This is a genomic window from Thioclava sp. DLFJ4-1, assembly GCF_002020145.1.
Lineage (GTDB): Bacteria > Pseudomonadota > Alphaproteobacteria > Rhodobacterales > Rhodobacteraceae > Thioclava > Thioclava sediminum.
The window spans coordinates 277,134-292,310 of the sequence record NZ_MPZT01000003.1; the positions used below are offsets into that span (position 1 = coordinate 277,134).

Annotated in this window: 16 protein-coding genes; 8 read left to right on the top strand and 8 right to left on the bottom strand. The window is 65.0% G+C overall.

What is annotated here, in order from left to right; all coding sequences use genetic code 11:
* The 4 genes from BMI85_RS11205 to BMI85_RS11220 all read right to left on the bottom strand — a co-directional run bounded on the left by BMI85_RS11205 (position 1) and on the right by BMI85_RS11220 (position 4,071).
* A complete protein-coding gene (locus BMI85_RS11205) occupies positions 1–705 on the bottom strand; it encodes an ABC transporter ATP-binding protein (protein WP_078540796.1) in 705 nt (234 codons plus the stop codon).
* On the bottom strand, positions 702–1,562 hold the full coding sequence (locus BMI85_RS11210; protein WP_078540797.1) for an ABC transporter ATP-binding protein: 861 nt from the start codon (positions 1,560–1,562) through the stop codon (positions 702–704). The genes BMI85_RS11205 and BMI85_RS11210 overlap by 4 nt, the downstream gene beginning before the upstream one ends.
* Positions 1,563–1,666: 104 nt before the next feature.
* On the bottom strand, positions 1,667–2,851 hold the full coding sequence (locus BMI85_RS11215; protein ID WP_078550210.1) for an ABC transporter substrate-binding protein: 1,185 nt from the start codon (positions 2,849–2,851) through the stop codon (positions 1,667–1,669).
* A gap of 191 nt (positions 2,852–3,042) precedes the next feature.
* Complete coding sequence (locus BMI85_RS11220) at positions 3,043–4,071, bottom strand: GlxA family transcriptional regulator (RefSeq protein ID WP_108722344.1); 1,029 nt, start codon at positions 4,069–4,071, stop codon at positions 3,043–3,045.
* Positions 4,072–4,293: 222 nt separating this feature from the next.
* Here BMI85_RS11220 and BMI85_RS11225 point away from each other — a divergent pair, with 222 nt between their 5' ends.
* Positions 4,294–5,664 carry a 3-deoxy-7-phosphoheptulonate synthase class II gene (locus BMI85_RS11225; protein WP_078540799.1) on the top strand — a complete coding sequence of 457 codons (1,371 nt, stop codon included), beginning with the start codon at positions 4,294–4,296 and terminating at the stop codon, positions 5,662–5,664.
* Between the two features lie 104 nt (positions 5,665–5,768).
* Here BMI85_RS11225 and BMI85_RS11230 read toward each other — a convergent pair whose 3' ends face one another.
* On the bottom strand, positions 5,769–6,539 hold the full coding sequence (locus BMI85_RS11230; protein WP_078601345.1) for a PAS domain-containing protein: 771 nt from the start codon (positions 6,537–6,539) through the stop codon (positions 5,769–5,771).
* A gap of 174 nt (positions 6,540–6,713) precedes the next feature.
* Here BMI85_RS11230 and BMI85_RS11235 point away from each other — a divergent pair, with 174 nt between their 5' ends.
* From BMI85_RS11235 to BMI85_RS11245, 3 genes are read left to right on the top strand one after another with little or no spacing between them, the layout of a single operon-like run.
* Positions 6,714–7,649, top strand: coding sequence for a YicC/YloC family endoribonuclease (locus BMI85_RS11235; protein ID WP_246832544.1), 936 nt, complete (start codon positions 6,714–6,716; stop codon positions 7,647–7,649).
* A gap of 5 nt (positions 7,650–7,654) precedes the next feature.
* Positions 7,655–8,299: a guanylate kinase gene (gene gmk / locus BMI85_RS11240; RefSeq protein ID WP_078520775.1), complete on the top strand. Its 645-nt coding sequence runs from the start codon at positions 7,655–7,657 to the stop codon at positions 8,297–8,299.
* Positions 8,296–8,817 carry a gamma carbonic anhydrase family protein gene (locus BMI85_RS11245; RefSeq protein ID WP_078601347.1) on the top strand — a complete coding sequence of 174 codons (522 nt, stop codon included), beginning with the start codon at positions 8,296–8,298 and terminating at the stop codon, positions 8,815–8,817. Before gmk ends, BMI85_RS11245 begins: the two co-directional genes overlap by 4 nt.
* On the opposite strand, the gene BMI85_RS11250 is transcribed toward BMI85_RS11245, so the two are convergent.
* Positions 8,814–9,221, bottom strand: a complete 408-nt coding sequence (locus BMI85_RS11250) for a hypothetical protein (protein WP_143595058.1) — start codon at positions 9,219–9,221, stop codon at positions 8,814–8,816. The two genes, BMI85_RS11245 and BMI85_RS11250, sit on opposite strands and share 4 nt — an antisense overlap.
* Before the next feature lie 243 nt (positions 9,222–9,464).
* Between BMI85_RS11250 and BMI85_RS11255 the strand changes: the two genes are divergently transcribed.
* The 4 genes from BMI85_RS11255 (at position 9,465) to BMI85_RS11270 (ending at position 13,631) form a co-directional block, all read left to right on the top strand.
* On the top strand, positions 9,465–10,523 hold the full coding sequence (locus tag BMI85_RS11255) for an ATP-binding protein (RefSeq protein WP_078540806.1): 1,059 nt from the start codon (positions 9,465–9,467) through the stop codon (positions 10,521–10,523).
* 131 nt (positions 10,524–10,654) lie between these two features.
* The gene (locus BMI85_RS11260) at positions 10,655–11,800 is read left to right on the top strand and encodes a Ppx/GppA phosphatase family protein (RefSeq protein WP_078520771.1); all 1,146 of its coding nucleotides are present in this window, start codon (positions 10,655–10,657) and stop codon (positions 11,798–11,800) included.
* Entirely contained in the window at positions 11,800–12,534 is a 735-nt protein-coding gene (locus BMI85_RS11265) for an RlmE family RNA methyltransferase (protein ID WP_078520770.1), read from the top strand. Before BMI85_RS11260 ends, BMI85_RS11265 begins: the two co-directional genes overlap by 1 nt.
* A gap of 125 nt (positions 12,535–12,659) precedes the next feature.
* Positions 12,660–13,631 carry a GAF domain-containing protein gene (locus BMI85_RS11270; protein WP_078601349.1) on the top strand — a complete coding sequence of 324 codons (972 nt, stop codon included), beginning with the start codon at positions 12,660–12,662 and terminating at the stop codon, positions 13,629–13,631.
* A 49-nt stretch (positions 13,632–13,680) separates the two neighbouring features.
* On the opposite strand, the gene BMI85_RS11275 is transcribed toward BMI85_RS11270, so the two are convergent.
* On the bottom strand, positions 13,681–14,331 hold the full coding sequence (locus tag BMI85_RS11275; RefSeq protein ID WP_078601350.1) for an aspartate/glutamate racemase family protein: 651 nt from the start codon (positions 14,329–14,331) through the stop codon (positions 13,681–13,683).
* Positions 14,332–14,337: 6 nt separating this feature from the next.
* Complete coding sequence (locus tag BMI85_RS11280; protein ID WP_078601351.1) at positions 14,338–15,174, bottom strand: ABC transporter permease; 837 nt, start codon at positions 15,172–15,174, stop codon at positions 14,338–14,340.
* Positions 15,175–15,177: the final 3 nt, after the last annotated feature.

Genomic DNA, 15,177 nt, shown 5'->3' on the forward strand with positions numbered 1-15,177 from the left:
TCAGCCCCCCAGGAAGGTGCGGCGGACTTCCGGGTCGGCCAGAAGGGCCTCGCCAGTGTCGGTGTATTTGTTCGCGCCTTGCACGAGGACATAGCCTTTATCCGCGATCTCAAGGGCTTGGCGGGCGTTCTGTTCGACCATCAGGATCGAGATGCCGCTGCGGGCGACCTCGATGATGCGATCGAAAAGCTCGTCCATCACGATGGGTGAGACGCCCGCGGTCGGCTCGTCGAGCATCAGCAGTTTCGGCTGGGTCATCAGCGCGCGGCCCACGGCCACCTGCTGACGCTGCCCGCCGGACAGCTCGCCCGCGTTCTGGCGGCGCTTTTCCTTCAGGATCGGGAACAGATCGAAGACCTGATCCATCGTGCCACGGAAATCGTCGTCGCGGATGAAGGCGCCCATCTCGAGGTTTTCCTCGACCGTCATGGTCGGGAAGACGTTGTTCACCTGCGGAACGAAGCCCATACCTTTCTTGACGCGGTCCTGCGGCGAAAGGCCGGTGATGTCCTGCCCGTCGAGGGTGACCTTGCCTTCGCGTAGGCCGAGCATGCCGAAGACCGCCTTCATCGCGGTGGATTTGCCCGCGCCGTTGGGGCCGACGATCACGGCGATCTCGCCCTTTTCAACGGTCAGCGTGCAGTCGTGCAGGATGTCGGCCTTGCCGTAGCCGCCGGTCATGTTGGAGGCGTTGAGATAGCTCATTGGGCACCCCCTTTGCCGGCTTCATCGCCCAGACCGGGCTGCGCGCCGTGGTCTTCATGGGCGGCGGTCTCGGCGGTTTCCTCGGCCTTGACCTTGTTCTTCAGCCCGGTGCCCAGATAGGCCTCGATGACGGCCTCGTTTTCCATGATGTGATCGGCAGACCCCTGGGCCAGCACCTTGCCCTCGGCCATCACGATGACCGGGTCGCAGAGGCGTCCGATGAAATCCATGTCGTGTTCGATCACGCAGAAGGTGTAGCCGCGTTCCTTGTTGAGGCGCACGATGGCATCGCCGATCGTGTTCAGAAGCGTCCGGTTCACGCCCGCGCCAACCTCGTCGAGGAAGACGATCTTGGCTTCGACCATCATCGTGCGGCCCAGCTCCAGAAGCTTTTTCTGACCGCCCGAGAGGTTGCCCGCCTTCTCATCCTTGAGATGCGAAATCGTCAGAAAATCAAGCACTTCATCGGCCTTCTTCAGAAGCGCCGCTTCCTCGTCGCGGATGTGTTTTCGCCCGAACCATGTGTTCCAGAGCGTTTCGCCCGCCTGACCGGTGGGCACCATCATCAGGTTCTCGCGCACGGTGAGCGAGGGGAATTCATGCGCGATCTGGAAGGTGCGCAGCAGCCCCTTGTGAAACAGCTCGTGCGGGGCAAGCCCGGTGATGTCCTCGCCATCCATCGTGACACGGCCCGCGGTGGGTTCGTGCACGCCTGCGATGACGTTGAAGAGCGTGGATTTGCCGGCGCCGTTCGGGCCGATCAGCCCGGTGATCGAGCCGGTCGCGATTTCGAGGCTCGCGCCATCGACCGCGCGGAATCCGCCGAAGGATTTGACTAGGTTTTCAACCCGGATCATAGGGTCCCCTGAGTTGTAGGCGCGTTAGCTTCACGCCGCATCTTGTTGTTTTATAATTGAAAACAGCCCGGATCGCTCCGGGCTGCTTCAGCTCTGATGACCGCTTAGCGGTATTTCACCGTCTCGATCTTGTCGTCCTTGATCGCGATTTCGCGGAAGGTGCCCGCGGCTTCGCCATTGCCGATCAGGTTGACGGCGGTCGCGCCTTCATAGTCGACCGGCTTGCCTTCCTTGATCAGGTCGAGCGCCTTGCCCAGCTCGCCGGGATAGATCTTCTCGCCGGGGCCGTTCGCGACTTCCATGACCTTGTCCTTGTAGACTTTCGGGTCGGTGGAATCCGCCGCCTGCATCGCCAGCAGCATCAGAGCCGCTGCGTCATAGGCGCCGCCCGAATAAGCCGACGAGCCGTCGAAGCCGGCTTTCTCGGCCATGCCGAGATAGGTCTTCATGCCGTCGCCTGCCGAGTCGGGAAGCTGGCCGAAGGAGCCGTTGATTTCCGAGCCGAAATTGTCTTCGAGCGTCTGGCTGACCATGCCGTCGGGGAAGACGAAGGTCTCGAAGGCGCCGGTGTCGAGTGCGCCGCGCAGGATGCCCGAGCCGCCCTGGTCGATATAGCCGACGATGACGAGCGCGTCGCCACCTGCGGAAGCGAGCGAGGCGACTTCAGCGGAGTAGTCGCCCTTGCCGTCTTCGTGCGCGGCCGAGATCGTGACGCTGCCGCCCTTGGCCTTGTAGGCTTTCTCGAAGCTGTCGGCGAGACCCTTGCCGTAGTCGTTGTTGGTGTAGGTCACGGCGACGTTCTTGATGCCCTTCTCGAGGATCTCGTCGGCCATGACTTCGCCCTGACGCGCATCCGACGGAGCGGTGCGGAAGAACAGGCCATCATCTTCGAGCGTCGAGAGTGCCGGCGAGGTTGCCGAGGGCGAGATCATCACGACGCCGTTCGGCATGGCGACGTTTTGCAGGACAGCGGTGGTCGCGCCCGAGCACATTGCGCCCATGATGCCAGCGACCTTGTCGGTAGTGACCAGCGTTTCGCCTGCCGCGGTCGCGGCTGCTGCGTCGACGCAGGTCGAGTCGCCGCGGACTGCGGTCACGGTGTCGCCACCCAGCAGCTTGCCGGAATCGGAGACTTCCTTGATCGCCATCTCGGCACCCTGCGCCATCGGCGGGGCGAGCGATTCAAGCGGGCCGGTAAAGCCCAGCAGGACGCCCATCTTCACGTCATCGGCATATGCGCCAGTCGCGCCAAGCGCGATCGCAGCCGAAGCCAGAAGCAGTTTTTTCATGTGTTCACTCCCGTGTTGGAACTCGCGTTCTTGCGCGAGGTTAGTGCGCGGTTTGTCAAATGTGAAGAACCGCGAGTGGCGCGATGACGCGAAAAACGGACCCGAAGGTCAAGGTGCGCGCAATGCGACGTAACGGCAATTTGGGGTTATGTGCAAATTCGTGAGAGGCGCGAGGGGTGATTGCGCAAATTTCAGTCGAGCGAGTCTTCCGGCCCTAAATCCACGGTGGAGTCCAGGCTTTCCTTTTCGCCCGCAGCGCTCGCGCCACGTTCACGATAGGGTGTGGTCTGGTAATGCGCGCGGTAGCATTTCGAGAAATGCGACGGGCTCGCAAAGCCGCAGGCCATGGCCACGTTGATCACGCTCATTTCCGTTTGCATCAACAGGTTACGCGCCTTTTGCAGGCGCAATTCCATGTAGTAGCGCTTCGGCGAGCGGTTGAGGTAGCGACGGAACAGCCGCTCCAGCTGGCGCGCGGACATGCCCACTTCGGTTGCGAGTGTCGCGGGGCTGATCGGGTCCTCGATATTGCGCTCCATCCGCCCGATGACCTGTGCGAGCTTGGGGTGGCGCACGCCGATCCGGGTGGGAATCGACAGCCGCTGCGTGTCGCGGTCCGAGCGGATCGAAGAATGGATCAGCTGATCGGCGACGGTATTGGCCAGTTCCTCGCCGTGATCGCGGGCAATCAGCCGCAGCATCAGGTCGATCGAGGCGGTGCCGCCCGCCGTCGTCACCCGGTTGCCGTCGATCACGAAGACGCCCTTGGTCAGCTCGATATCGGGGAAATCCTCGGCGAAAGCGTCGACATTCTCCCAATGGATCGTCGCGCGCTTGCCATCGAGCAGGCCTGCGCGGGCGAGCGCATAGGACCCGGTGCACAGGCCCCCGATCGTCGCGCCACGCCGTGCCTCGCGCCGCAGCCAGTTCAAAAGCGGCTTGGTGACCGCCTCGGCCACGTCGATACCGCCACAGACAAGCACCATCGTATCGCGGCCCAGTTCCTCCAGCCCGATATCGGTGCGGAAGGTCGTGCCGTTCGAGCAGGTGACATCCTCGCCGGTTTCCGAGGCCAGTTTCCACGTATAAAGCGTGCGGCCCGAGACCTGATTGGCGAGGCGCAGCGGCTCGATCGCGCTGGCGAAGGCCATCATCGTGAACCGGTCGAGAAGCATGAAGACGACCGAGCGCTGGCGGGCGTCCGGGGCGATCCGGATCATCCCCTGCGAAGGGGCTGGGCGACGGGTGGGGCGGGGATCAGGCATGTCGTCAATCCGTCATCTGTGGTGAATCACCGAAACAGGAAATTGGTGCCCGCCGCAAGAGGGGGAACTTACGGAGGGGCCCGCAGGCGTGCGGAAATGCAATTTCGGGTTTGTTTCCCTGACCCGCGCCGTCTATAAGCGGCGCCGAATGAAACGACCACGCTTTTGGAGGATCAGATGGGCAAGGGTTGGAGCAAATCGGACTGGCGCGCGAAACCGCGGGTTCAGATGCCCGACTATCCCGATCAGGGGGCGCTGAACGCTGTCGAGGCACAGCTGTCGCGGATGCCGCCGCTGGTCTTCGCGGGCGAGGCACGTACGCTGAAGTCGGAGTTGGCGAAAGCCGCGCGCGGCGAAGCATTCCTGCTTCAGGGCGGCGATTGCGCCGAGTCCTTCGGGGAATTCTCGGCCGATAACATTCGCGACACCTTCAAGGTGATGCTGCAGATGGCGGTCGTGCTGACCTGGGGCGCGAAGGTTCCGGTCATCAAGGTCGGCCGCATGGCGGGGCAGTTCGCCAAGCCGCGTTCGGCACCGACCGAGACCATCGACGGCACCGAGCTGCCGAGCTACCGCGGCGACATCATCAACGGCTTCGAGTTCACCTCGGAGGCGCGTCTGCCCGATCCGAACCGGATGCTGCAGGCCTACACGCAGGCGGCCGCGTCGCTGAACCTGCTGCGCGCCTTCTCGACCGGTGGTTTCGCCGACATCCACCGCGTCCAAAGCTGGATCGCGGGCTTCACCGATGCCGACGACGCCGAGAAATACCGTCAGGTCGCCGATCAGATTTCGGAGGCGATGGACTTCATGCGGGCCGCGGGCGTGACCTCGGAAACCGCGCATGAGCTGGCTTCGGTCGATTTCTACACCTCGCACGAGGCGCTGCTGCTGGAATATGAAGAGGCGCTCTGCCGCATCGATTCCACTTCCGGCCTGCCGATCGCGGGCACCGGCCACATGCTCTGGATCGGCGACCGCACCCGTCAGCCCGACGGCGCGCATGTCGAATTCGCACGCGGCGTGCAGAACCCGATCGGTCTGAAATGCGGCCCCACCACCACCGAGGACGACCTCAAGGTGCTGATGGAGAAGCTGAACCCGGAAAACGAGGCGGGCCGTCTGACCTTGATCGCGCGCTTCGGCGCGGGCAATGTCGGCGATCACCTGCCGCGCCTGATCCGCACGGTCGAGGCCGAGGGCGCGAATGTCGTCTGGTCCTGCGATCCGATGCACGGCAACACGATCAAATCGGCGAGCGGGTTCAAGACCCGGCCCTTCGAGTCCGTGCTGCGCGAGGTGAAGGAATTCTTCGCGATCCACAAAGCCGAGGGCACGATCCCCGGCGGCGTGCATTTCGAGATGACTGGCAAGGACGTGACCGAATGCACCGGCGGCGTGCGCGCCGTGACCGATGGCGATCTGTCCTCGCGCTACCACACCGCCTGCGACCCGCGTCTGAACGCAAGCCAGTCGCTGGAACTGGCCTTCCTCGTCGCCGAGGAACTGCAGGACCGCCGCAAGTTCGCGAAAGCCGCGTCGCAATAAGCGCGTGCCGCGCTGCGGCAGGTTTCAACGGATTGATTGGCCCGGACCTTCGTGTCCGGGCCTTCTTTTTTGCGTCGCGAGGCAGGGCTCATCCATTAGGGGGCTTAGCCCTCCTGCCGCACCACCCGGAACATCGCGCGGCGCTCGTCCGGCGTCATCTCGGCTAGATGCTCGGCGCGGGTTTTTGGGCGTGGCGTGTAGGGCGTCTGGCCCTCCGCGAAACCTGAAGTTGCAGGCATCGGCGCGGGCTTCGCGAACGCCTGTGACGCGCGGGGGCTGCGCCCGGCGGGTTGGGGCTCGCGCAGCGGCGGCATCTCCAGCGGCTTGATCCGGGCGCCCGTGACCGTGAAGCGGCGCGGGGCGCGGCCTGCATCGTGGATGTCTTCCGCCTCGCCCGTATTGCGCAGAGGCTCCGCGACGAAACACCCCAGCACCCGCGTCACCGCGCCGAAATCATCCGTCAGCGGCAGCATCACCAGATGGCCCGCCAGCCCCGGCTTGCCGATCCCGGCCTCCGAGGCCAGCTGCGCCTCGGCGATGGCGGGGCGCGCGAAGACGGCCTCGGTCAGATCCGCAATCTGCTTGCGGCCCTCGGGCGCGAAAAGCGAGGTCAGGGGCATCCCGCGCACCTCCATGCCCATCAGGTCGCAGATATGCTGCCCTGCGAGACGAAACCGCCCCATGCCCGGCGCGACCCGTTCGAGGATGAAGGCGAATTCCAGCGCGCGGTCGATGCCGCGCGGATCGATATCGGCGCGTGCGGGCATCGGGCGGCCTGCCAGCAGCGCCTCCCAATAGGCGCGCAGCTCGTTGCCGATCCGGCGACCTTTGGCCGAGGCGGGGGATGCGGCGTTGCTGTCGGTTTCGCGATCCATTTCAATCACCCTTACTTCGTCCCGCGCGGCACGGGCGCGGGGTGGCTGTCTCGCGCCCGGCGATCGGGCGGCATGTGCCGCCTTGCGGTTGACCGTCAGGGCGAAATCGTTACTGAACTCTTACCAAGGCCAAGTTAGGCCATTTTTTCGTCACATGGGGAAAGAAACTCTTAAATGGTTAAACCCGCTCCAGAGCCGCGCCCGGAGGGGGCGCCCGCCGCCGCAACTGTCTCGATGACCGGATTTGCCGCCGGACAGGGGAGCGGCGCGGGGCATGACTGGAGCTGGGATCTGCGCTCGGTCAATGGCAAAGGGTTCGACCTGCGGCTGCGGCTGCCCGATATCGAGGGGCTGGAGCCCGCACTGCGCAAGGCGGTCGGCGACCGGGTTGCGCGGGGCAATGTCACGCTGAACCTCAAGCTCACGCAGGCCGCAGGCAGCGCCGCGATGCGGATCGAGCCAGACGTGCTCAATGCCGCCCTTGCCGCCGTCGACAAGGTCGAGCGCGCCGCCGAGCGCAAGGGCGTGGCGCTGGCGCCGCTCAAGCCGAGCGACCTGATGGCGATGCGCGGAGTGGTCGATCACTCGGGCGGCACGATTGAGGATCCCGCGGTGCTGCTGGCCGCGCTGCTGGAGAGTTTCGAGCCTGTTCTGGAGAGTTTCGTCGCGATGCGCCGCGAAGAAGGCGCCCGGACCGGCGCCTTGCTGGCCGCGCGCATCGACGAGATCGCCGCGCTGACCGACGAGGCCGCTGATGCTGCTGCCGCGCGCGCCCCGAAAGCCGCAGAGACGCTGAAGGCCGCGCTTGCGCGGGTGATGGAGGCCACCGAGGCCGATCCCGACCGGGTCGCGCAGGAGCTGGCCCTGATCGCGATCAAGGCCGATGTCACCGAAGAGATCGAGCGGCTCCGCGTCCATGTCGAGGCCGCGCGTGCGCTTCTGGCCGAGACCGGCCCCGTGGGCCGCAAGTTCGAGTTTCTCGCGCAGGAATTCGTCCGCGAGGCCAATACGCTGTGCTCGAAATCGGGCGATGCGGAGTTGACGCGGATCGGTCTGGCGTTGAAATACGCGATCGACCAGCTGCGCGAGCAGATCCAGAACGTAGAGTAATTCCGATGCCCGATACCAGCCGCCGCGGCCTTCTCATTATCCTTTCTTCGCCCTCGGGCGCAGGCAAATCCACGCTGGCCAAGCGGCTGATGAACTGGGACCCGACGCTGCGCTTCTCGGTCTCGGCCACGACCCGCGATCCGCGCCCGGGCGAGAGCGACGGGGTGGAGTATTTCTTCAAATCCCGCGCCGAGTTCGAAAAGATGGTCGATCAGGGCGACATGCTGGAACATGCCGAGGTGTTCGGCAATTTCTATGGCACGCCGAAAGGCCCGGTGGAGGCCGCGATGGGCGAGGGGCGCGATACGCTGTTCGACGTCGACTGGCAGGGCGGGCAGCAGATCCGCAACTCCTCGCTGGGCAAGGACGTGGTCTCGATCTTCATCCTGCCGCCCTCGATTGCGGCGCTGGAAGAGCGTCTGCGCAGCCGTGCGCAGGACAGCGATGCCGTCATCAACGGCCGGATGGAAAAATCGCTCGCCGAAATCAGCCATTGGTCGGAATATGACTATGTTCTGGTCAATGATGATCTCGACCGCGCCGAAGAGCAGTTGCGCACGATCCTGACCGCCGAGCGCAGCCGCCGCGACCGTCAGACCGGGCTGAATGAATTCGTGCGAAAACTGAACAGGGAGTTCGAGGCAAGATGATTTACGAACTGGACGGGATCGCCCCCGAAATCGCCAAAGACGCATGGGTCGCGCCCGACGCCAACCTGATCGGCAAGGTGGTTCTGGAGGCCGAGGCCTCGGTCTGGTTCGGCGCCACTCTGCGCGGCGATAACGAGGAAATCCGCGTGGGCGCGGGCTCGAATATTCAGGAAAACGTGGTCTGCCACACCGATATGGGCTTCCCGCTGACCATCGGCGCGAATTGCACGGTCGGGCACAAGGCGATGTTGCATGGCTGCACGATCGGGGACGGCTCGCTGATCGGCATGGGGGCGACGGTGCTCAACGGCGCGAAGATCGGCAAGGGCTGCCTGATCGGTGCGGGCGCGCTGATCACCGAAGGCAAGGAAATCCCCGATGGCAGCCTCGTGATGGGCGCGCCGGGCAAGGTGGTTCGCCAGCTCGACGAGAAGGCGCTGCAGGCGCTGCTGGGCTCCGCCGCGCATTACCGCGAGAATGCCGCGCGCTTCTCGAAGGGGCTCAAAGCGATCGGTTAATTGTCGCGAAACTCATCTACCGGCAGGGTGAATATATCGAAGTCGAGCTGGGGATGCGCGGCGCGCACCTCCTGCCGGATGGCTGAGATATTGGGCAGCGGGCGGGAATAGGCCCGCAGCTTGCCGGAGAACCCGAATTCCTCGAGTCGCTTCGCGAGGTCGAGAATGTCGAACCTCTCCGACAGAAGAGGAGCCAGTACCAGTTCGGGGCGCAGCTTTACCATCTTGTGCGCGGTGATCTGGTCGTATTGAAGCACCTGAATCGCCTGGCCGGAGATCTCTTTGAGCGAAGACGGCAGCTCACGCGCAGGGTCGACCAGCAGCAGGTTGCTAGTCTCAGACGCCTTCACACATTGAAAGAGAACGGCTTGTAAGGCGAGACGGGAACGGGGGGTTCTTGACATAGTAATAGTGCAAACCTCATCGCCCCCGCGGTGTAAGTGACGGGATCCGGAAAGATCCCATGAAATACACGCCTAGGTTTAGCGTTTTTTCACTTATTTCACAAGGCACTGATTGTTGACTGCGAAGCGTGAGTTGCAAAACCGAAGCAGGGGTCGGTTTTTCGGGCATGGCAAGGCTTTACAGCTCGCGCCGCATCGCTCAAACCTTGCCGCGACAGCGATGGCAGGCGGGGAGGCATGGCAATGAGCCAAGGGGCGATCGGACAGGTTCTCGACGCGCTGCCGAGCGCGGTTTTGCTGATCGGGCGCGACGAGCGGATCGCGCAGGGCAATGTCGCGGCCAACCGGCTTTTCGGTACGCAGTTTCTCGGGCGTCCCTATGTGACGGTGCTGCGCCAGCCCGGTTTCGGCGCGGCAGTCAGCGCGGCGCTGCGGGGCGCGCGGCCCGATCCGGTGCGCCTGCGGCTGCATCCGACCGGTCAGGCCGAGACGATCACGCTGGTGCATTTCTCGCCGCTTCCGCCCGCGCCCGAAGGCCCGCTTTCCACGAATTCGGTTCTGGCGAGTTTCGAGGACATCACCGCGCTGGAGACCGCCGAAGCCATGCGGCGCGATTTCGTCGCCAATGTCAGCCATGAGTTGCGCACGCCGCTGACCGCGCTGATGGGCTTCATCGAGACGCTGCGTTCGAGCGCGCGCGACGATGCGGCGGCGCGCGATCGGTTCCTGTCGATCATGGAGCGCGAGGCGGCGCGGATGAACCGTCTGGTGGGCGATCTTCTGTCGCTGAGCCGCGTCGAGGGCGAGGAACGGATGCGCCCGACAACCAAGGTCGATCTGGCGCTGGTGCTCAAGGGCGTCACGCAAACGCTCGAACCCGTCGCCGAGGCGGCACAGGTGAAGCTGATCTCCGAGGGCGAGACCGGGGCCTTGCCGGTGCAGGGCGATCCCGATCAGCTCACGCAGGTCTTCTCCAACCTCGTGGAGAACGCGATCAAATATGGCGGGCAGGGCGGCGAGGTGCGGCTGCGCGTCTCGGCGATCGCGCATGAACCGGTGCTGCGCGGCAGAGCCTATCGCGTCGATGTGATCGACCGCGGCGAGGGGATCGACGAACAGCATCTGCCGCGCATCACCGAGCGCTTCTACCGCGTCGACACCCACCGCTCGCGCGAGAAGGGCGGCACCGGGCTGGGGCTCGCCATCGTCAAGCATATCGTGGCGCGCCACCGTGGGCGCTTCCGCGTCGACAGCAAGAAGGGCGAGGGCAGCTGCTTCACGGTGATCCTTCCCGCGGTCTGAGGGCGCGCCGGGGCGACCCGGTTGCGGCCCGCGAAAACGTCTGACCTTCTATCACTTCCGCGTCGCGCTCCCTTGAACCGGGAGGCGCAAACCGATAGCTTTAGAGCAACTTCAAATCGGAGGGCGTAATCATGGCGCCCAAGCGTCCCCGGTCGGCGGGCGCGCTCCCGACAGCTGCATCGCCCGCGCGGGCGGTGAAACCGGCTCAGGTCGAGTCCCCCGCGACCAAATCCGCCAAGTCCGGCGAGGGGCTATATGCCGCTCTCGACCTTGGCACCAACAGTTGCCGGATGCTGATTGCCCGTCCAAGGGGTTCTCAGTTTCAGGTGGTGGATAGCTTCTCAAAAGCCGTCCAGCTGGGCCAAGGTCTTGAAACCTATGGCCGGTTGTCGCGCAGCTCGATGTCGCGGACCGTTCAGGCATTGCAAATCTGCCGACGCAAGATCGAAACCCACGGGGTCACCCGGATGCGTCTTGTGGCGACCGAGGCCTGCCGCCGCGCCAAGAACGCGCGCGATTTCATCCGCTACGTGCGCCGCGAGACCGGCCTGCCGCTGGAGATCATCCCGCCCGAGGAAGAGGCCCGGCTGGCCGTGATTTCCTGCGCCTCGCTGGTGTCGCCCAATTCCGAGCAGGTGCTGGTGGTCGATATCGGGGGCGGTTCGACCGAGCTGGTCTGGATCGACCTCGAAGACGTGCCGCCCGGCGACCGCGCCCGCGCGATCATGCGGCTCTCGCAAGGGTTCAATCAGCCCGACGGCCCCGATCCGGCGGCGCGGGTGGTGGACTGGATTTCGGTGCCGCTTGGCGTGGCGACGCTCAAGGATCAGTTCGCCGATGTCGAAGACGATGCCGCCCGGTTTGCCCTGATGAGCTGGTTCTTCGAGGAAAAGCTCGCGGATTTCACGCCCTACGCGGCTGGCAGCCCGCAGGACGGGTTCCAGATCATCGGCACCTCGGGCACCGTCACCACCGTCGCGGCCTGCCACCTCAACCTGAAGCGCTACGACCGCAACCGGGTCGACGGACTGACGATGACCTCGGGAGAGATCGACGCGGTGATCCGCTCCTTCCTGCAACTCGGCCCCGCCGGGCGGCGCTCGGATCCGCGGATCGGGCGCGACCGACACACTTTGATTATGTCGGGGGCTGCAATCCTGCAGGCCCTGATGCGGGTCTGGCCCACCGACCAGATGTCCATTGCCGACCGTGGCCTGCGCGAGGGGCTCCTCTATGCGCAAATGGCCGGAGACGGCGTGTTAGAAGAGATGAAATGATGGCGAAGACACCCAGCGGCAAGAACACTTCCGGACGCGGGCAGCGCGACCTGCGCGTGCGCGTGAAGACGGCGAAGGGGCGCAGGCTGTCCTCGACCCTCTGGCTGGAGCGGCAGCTCAACGACCCTTACGTTCAGCGCGCGAAGAAAGAGGGCTATCGCGGACGCGCGGCCTACAAGATCCTCGAGCTGGACGACAAGTATCGCTTCCTCGTGCCCGGCGCGCGGGTGGTCGATCTGGGCTGTGCGCCCGGCGGCTGGTGTCAGGTGGCGGTCAAGCGCGTGAACGCCTTGGGCGAGAAATCGGGCAAGAAGGTCGGCACCGTTCTGGGCGTCGACCTGCAGGAGGTCGATCCGATCCCGGGGGCCGAGATCCATGTGCTCGATTTCCTCGAGGAAGGCGCCGACGACAAGGTCAAGGAATGGCTCGGCGGGTCTGCGGATGTGGTGATGTCGGATATGGCGGCCTCGTCCTCGGGGCACCAGAACACCGATCACCTGCGCATCATCACGCTGTGCGAAGCGGCGGCGGAGTTCGCCTTCGACGTGCTCGAAGAGGGCGGCACTTTCGTCGCCAAGGTCCTCGCAGGCGGTGCGGAGCAGGGGCTGATGACGATCCTGAAGAAAAACTTCACCAAGGTCGCCAATGTGAAACCACCGGCCTCGCGCTCGGACAGCTCGGAGAAATTCGTGGTCGCCCAAGGATTTCGCGGGCGGCGGCACGAGGAGGACTGAGCCGCGACTGTCTCACCCCCGAGACAGGTGCCGGGCCGCTCAGCGGGAATTTACGTTGTGTAAGGTCCGAATCGGCCTAACCTGCTTGGGCTTTCATAGGCTGCGCAAGAGAGGGAGGCTTTCGCATGCCGTCACTGCATACAGGCGTTCCGCGCCAACATGCCGATATCGTGCGCGAGGTCGTCTCTTCGCCGAAATCCGCCACGCGGGCGGGGTTCGCGGCCAGCTGGCGCCGTTCGATGATCCATCACCGTATCGACCCCGAAACCGGCGGGCGCAACGAGCGCCTGACCCAGGCCGAGATGCGCGAGAGGCGCGAGCGGGCGGGGCTGATGATGCGGATCGCCTCGCCGGTGCTCGACCGGCTGTCGCGGGCAGCAGGCGATGCGGGTTGTACCGTACTGCTGTCGGATGCGGGCGGGCTGGTGCTGGACGAGCGTTTGCGCGACGCGGATATGGACGATTTCCATTCCTCGAACCTTGCGCCGGGCTCGGACTGGTCCGAAGGGGTCGAGGGCACGAACGGCATCGGCACCTGCGTGGCCGAGGCGCGCCCCGTCACCGTCTGGCGCGATCAGCATTTCCGCACCCGCAACACCGTCCTGACCTGCATGGGCTCGCCCATCTTCGGCGCGCAGGGCGATCTGGCGGGGGTGATCGATGTCAGCTCCGCGCGCTCGGACATGACCGAGGGCTATGCACGTCTCGTGGCGCTGACCGTGCAGGATGCGGCGCACCGGATCGAGGCGGACCTGTTCCGCGCCTCCTATGACGGCGCGCGCATCCTCTCGACCGGCTCGGGCGAGACCGGGGCGCAGGGCGTGATGCTGCTGGCGCTCGATCGCGACGATCTGGTTGTCGGAGCCACCCGCGCCGCGCGGCGACACCTTGGCATTGAGGCGGGTCAGATCGGCCAGCTTCCGGCGTCGGACCTGCTGGAACACGGCATCCGCAACGGGCTGGAAGAGGCGCAACGCTCGGAAATGGCCCGCGCACTGGCCCGCAACGGCGGCAATGTCTCGGCGGCCGCGCGCGATCTCGGCATCGGGCGGGCGACGTTCTACCGCAAGGCCAAGGCGCTCAATCTCGGCGTCTGAGTGGCAGGTCGACGGGCAGGGTGCTTCGCCCTCAGGGACGCGTTTGCTCTCAATTCAGGGTCGCCCGGATCGCGCGCGCCAGATGCGCCGAGGCGATGACCCCGTCGATCAGCGGAACGCGGGTTCGCTCGAAGAGATCGGCGCGCAGATGCGACATGCCTGCGCATCCCATCGCAACAGCGCGCGCGCCTTCCTTCCCGGCTGCGGCGATCTCCTCGGAGAGGCGCACGCGGACCGGCTCTGATCCCTCTTCGACGGCCAGCACCGGGACGCCACTCGCGCGCACCGCGATGCACGCGCCCGCAAGCCCGTACTGCGCGATGTTCTCCTCAAGGACCGGCACCGACACCTGCAAAGTGGTCACCACCGAGAACGCCCCGAACGCCAGCGCGCCGATCACGTAGGCGGCCTGACCGATCCCGATCACCGGGCAATGGGCGGCGGCGCGCAGCTCGTCGAGCCCGGTATCGTCGAAACAGGCGATCACGATCAGATCGGCGCCAATCCCCTTCGCCTCGGGCAGCAGTTTCTTCAGCCCGATCACGGCATGCGCGCCATCCTCGGGCCCCTCGATGGCCGGTGGCCCCTCCGCATTCGTCCAGCCGACGATCTCGGCGTCCGGCAGCGCGGCCTGCGCAATGCCCACGATCTGATCGGTCATCGACGCCGTCGAATTCGGGTTGATGTAGAGAATGCGCATCTGGGATCAAACGCCTTTCCCGGCATCCGATCCAAGCCGGGCGCGCCGCCGTGCCATGACCCAGGCGGCGATCAGGAACGCCCCGATGATCAGCAGCGAAAACGCCGTGGTGAGCGTGCCCAGGGCATAGACCACGGGCGTCGTCACATTCGTCGTCATGCCGAAGATCTCGAGCGGCAGCGTGTTGTAGCTGCCCGCCGTCAGAAGCGTGCGCGCGAATTCGTCATAGCTCAGCGTGAAGCCAAACAGCGTCACACCGATTAGCGACGGCGCGATGATCGGCAGCACCACGAAGCGGATCGTCTGCCATGCGCTTGCGCCCTGATCGCGCGCGGCCTCCTCGAAGCTTTTGTCGAAGCGGTTGAAGACCGCGAACATGATCAGCAGACCGAAAGGCAGCGTCCAGGTCAGCTGAGAGCCGAAGCCCGAGGTCGCCCAATGCACCTTCAATCCGAGCTGGTTGAAGATCAGCCCCACGCCCAGCGAGATCAGGATCGAGGGGATCACCAGCGAGGCGATCGTCAGGTAGAACAGAATGCCGGAGCCCGGGAATTTCTTGCGAAAGGCAAGGCCCGCCATGACCGAGACGACGACCGTCGTCACCATGACCAGCAGGCCGAGCATGAAGGACCGCCGGAATGCGCCCCAGATATCGCCCACGGCCTGTTGCTGGAACAGCTCGTGGAACCAGTTGAGCGACACGCCCCGCATCGGGAAGGTCAGCCCGCCCTCGGGGCCCTGAAAGCTCAGGATGCCGATGGTGATCGTCGGCCCGTAAAGGAACAGCACGAAAAGCGCGAAGATGACGGTCAGGACGTAGAAGCTGCGCGGACGTTTCTCCATGGC

Coding starts and splice junctions, on each gene's coding strand:
- BMI85_RS11205 (WP_078540796.1), bottom strand. CDS start 705: ATGAGCTATCTCAACGCCTCCAACATGACCGGCGGCTACGGCAAGGCC.
- BMI85_RS11210 (WP_078540797.1), bottom strand. CDS start 1,562: ATGATCCGGGTTGAAAACCTAGTCAAATCCTTCGGCGGATTCCGCGCG.
- BMI85_RS11215 (WP_078550210.1), bottom strand. CDS start 2,851: ATGAAAAAACTGCTTCTGGCTTCGGCTGCGATCGCGCTTGGCGCGACT.
- BMI85_RS11220 (WP_108722344.1), bottom strand. CDS start 4,071: ATGATCCGGATCGCCCCGGACGCCCGCCAGCGCTCGGTCGTCTTCATG.
- BMI85_RS11225 (WP_078540799.1), top strand. CDS start 4,294: ATGGGCAAGGGTTGGAGCAAATCGGACTGGCGCGCGAAACCGCGGGTT.
- BMI85_RS11230 (WP_078601345.1), bottom strand. CDS start 6,539: ATGGATCGCGAAACCGACAGCAACGCCGCATCCCCCGCCTCGGCCAAA.
- BMI85_RS11235 (WP_246832544.1), top strand. CDS start 6,714: ATGGTTAAACCCGCTCCAGAGCCGCGCCCGGAGGGGGCGCCCGCCGCC.
- gmk (WP_078520775.1), top strand. CDS start 7,655: ATGCCCGATACCAGCCGCCGCGGCCTTCTCATTATCCTTTCTTCGCCC.
- BMI85_RS11245 (WP_078601347.1), top strand. CDS start 8,296: ATGATTTACGAACTGGACGGGATCGCCCCCGAAATCGCCAAAGACGCA.
- BMI85_RS11250 (WP_143595058.1), bottom strand. CDS start 9,221: ATGTCAAGAACCCCCCGTTCCCGTCTCGCCTTACAAGCCGTTCTCTTT.
- BMI85_RS11255 (WP_078540806.1), top strand. CDS start 9,465: ATGAGCCAAGGGGCGATCGGACAGGTTCTCGACGCGCTGCCGAGCGCG.
- BMI85_RS11260 (WP_078520771.1), top strand. CDS start 10,655: ATGGCGCCCAAGCGTCCCCGGTCGGCGGGCGCGCTCCCGACAGCTGCA.
- BMI85_RS11265 (WP_078520770.1), top strand. CDS start 11,800: ATGGCGAAGACACCCAGCGGCAAGAACACTTCCGGACGCGGGCAGCGC.
- BMI85_RS11270 (WP_078601349.1), top strand. CDS start 12,660: ATGCCGTCACTGCATACAGGCGTTCCGCGCCAACATGCCGATATCGTG.
- BMI85_RS11275 (WP_078601350.1), bottom strand. CDS start 14,331: ATGCGCATTCTCTACATCAACCCGAATTCGACGGCGTCGATGACCGAT.
- BMI85_RS11280 (WP_078601351.1), bottom strand. CDS start 15,174: ATGGAGAAACGTCCGCGCAGCTTCTACGTCCTGACCGTCATCTTCGCG.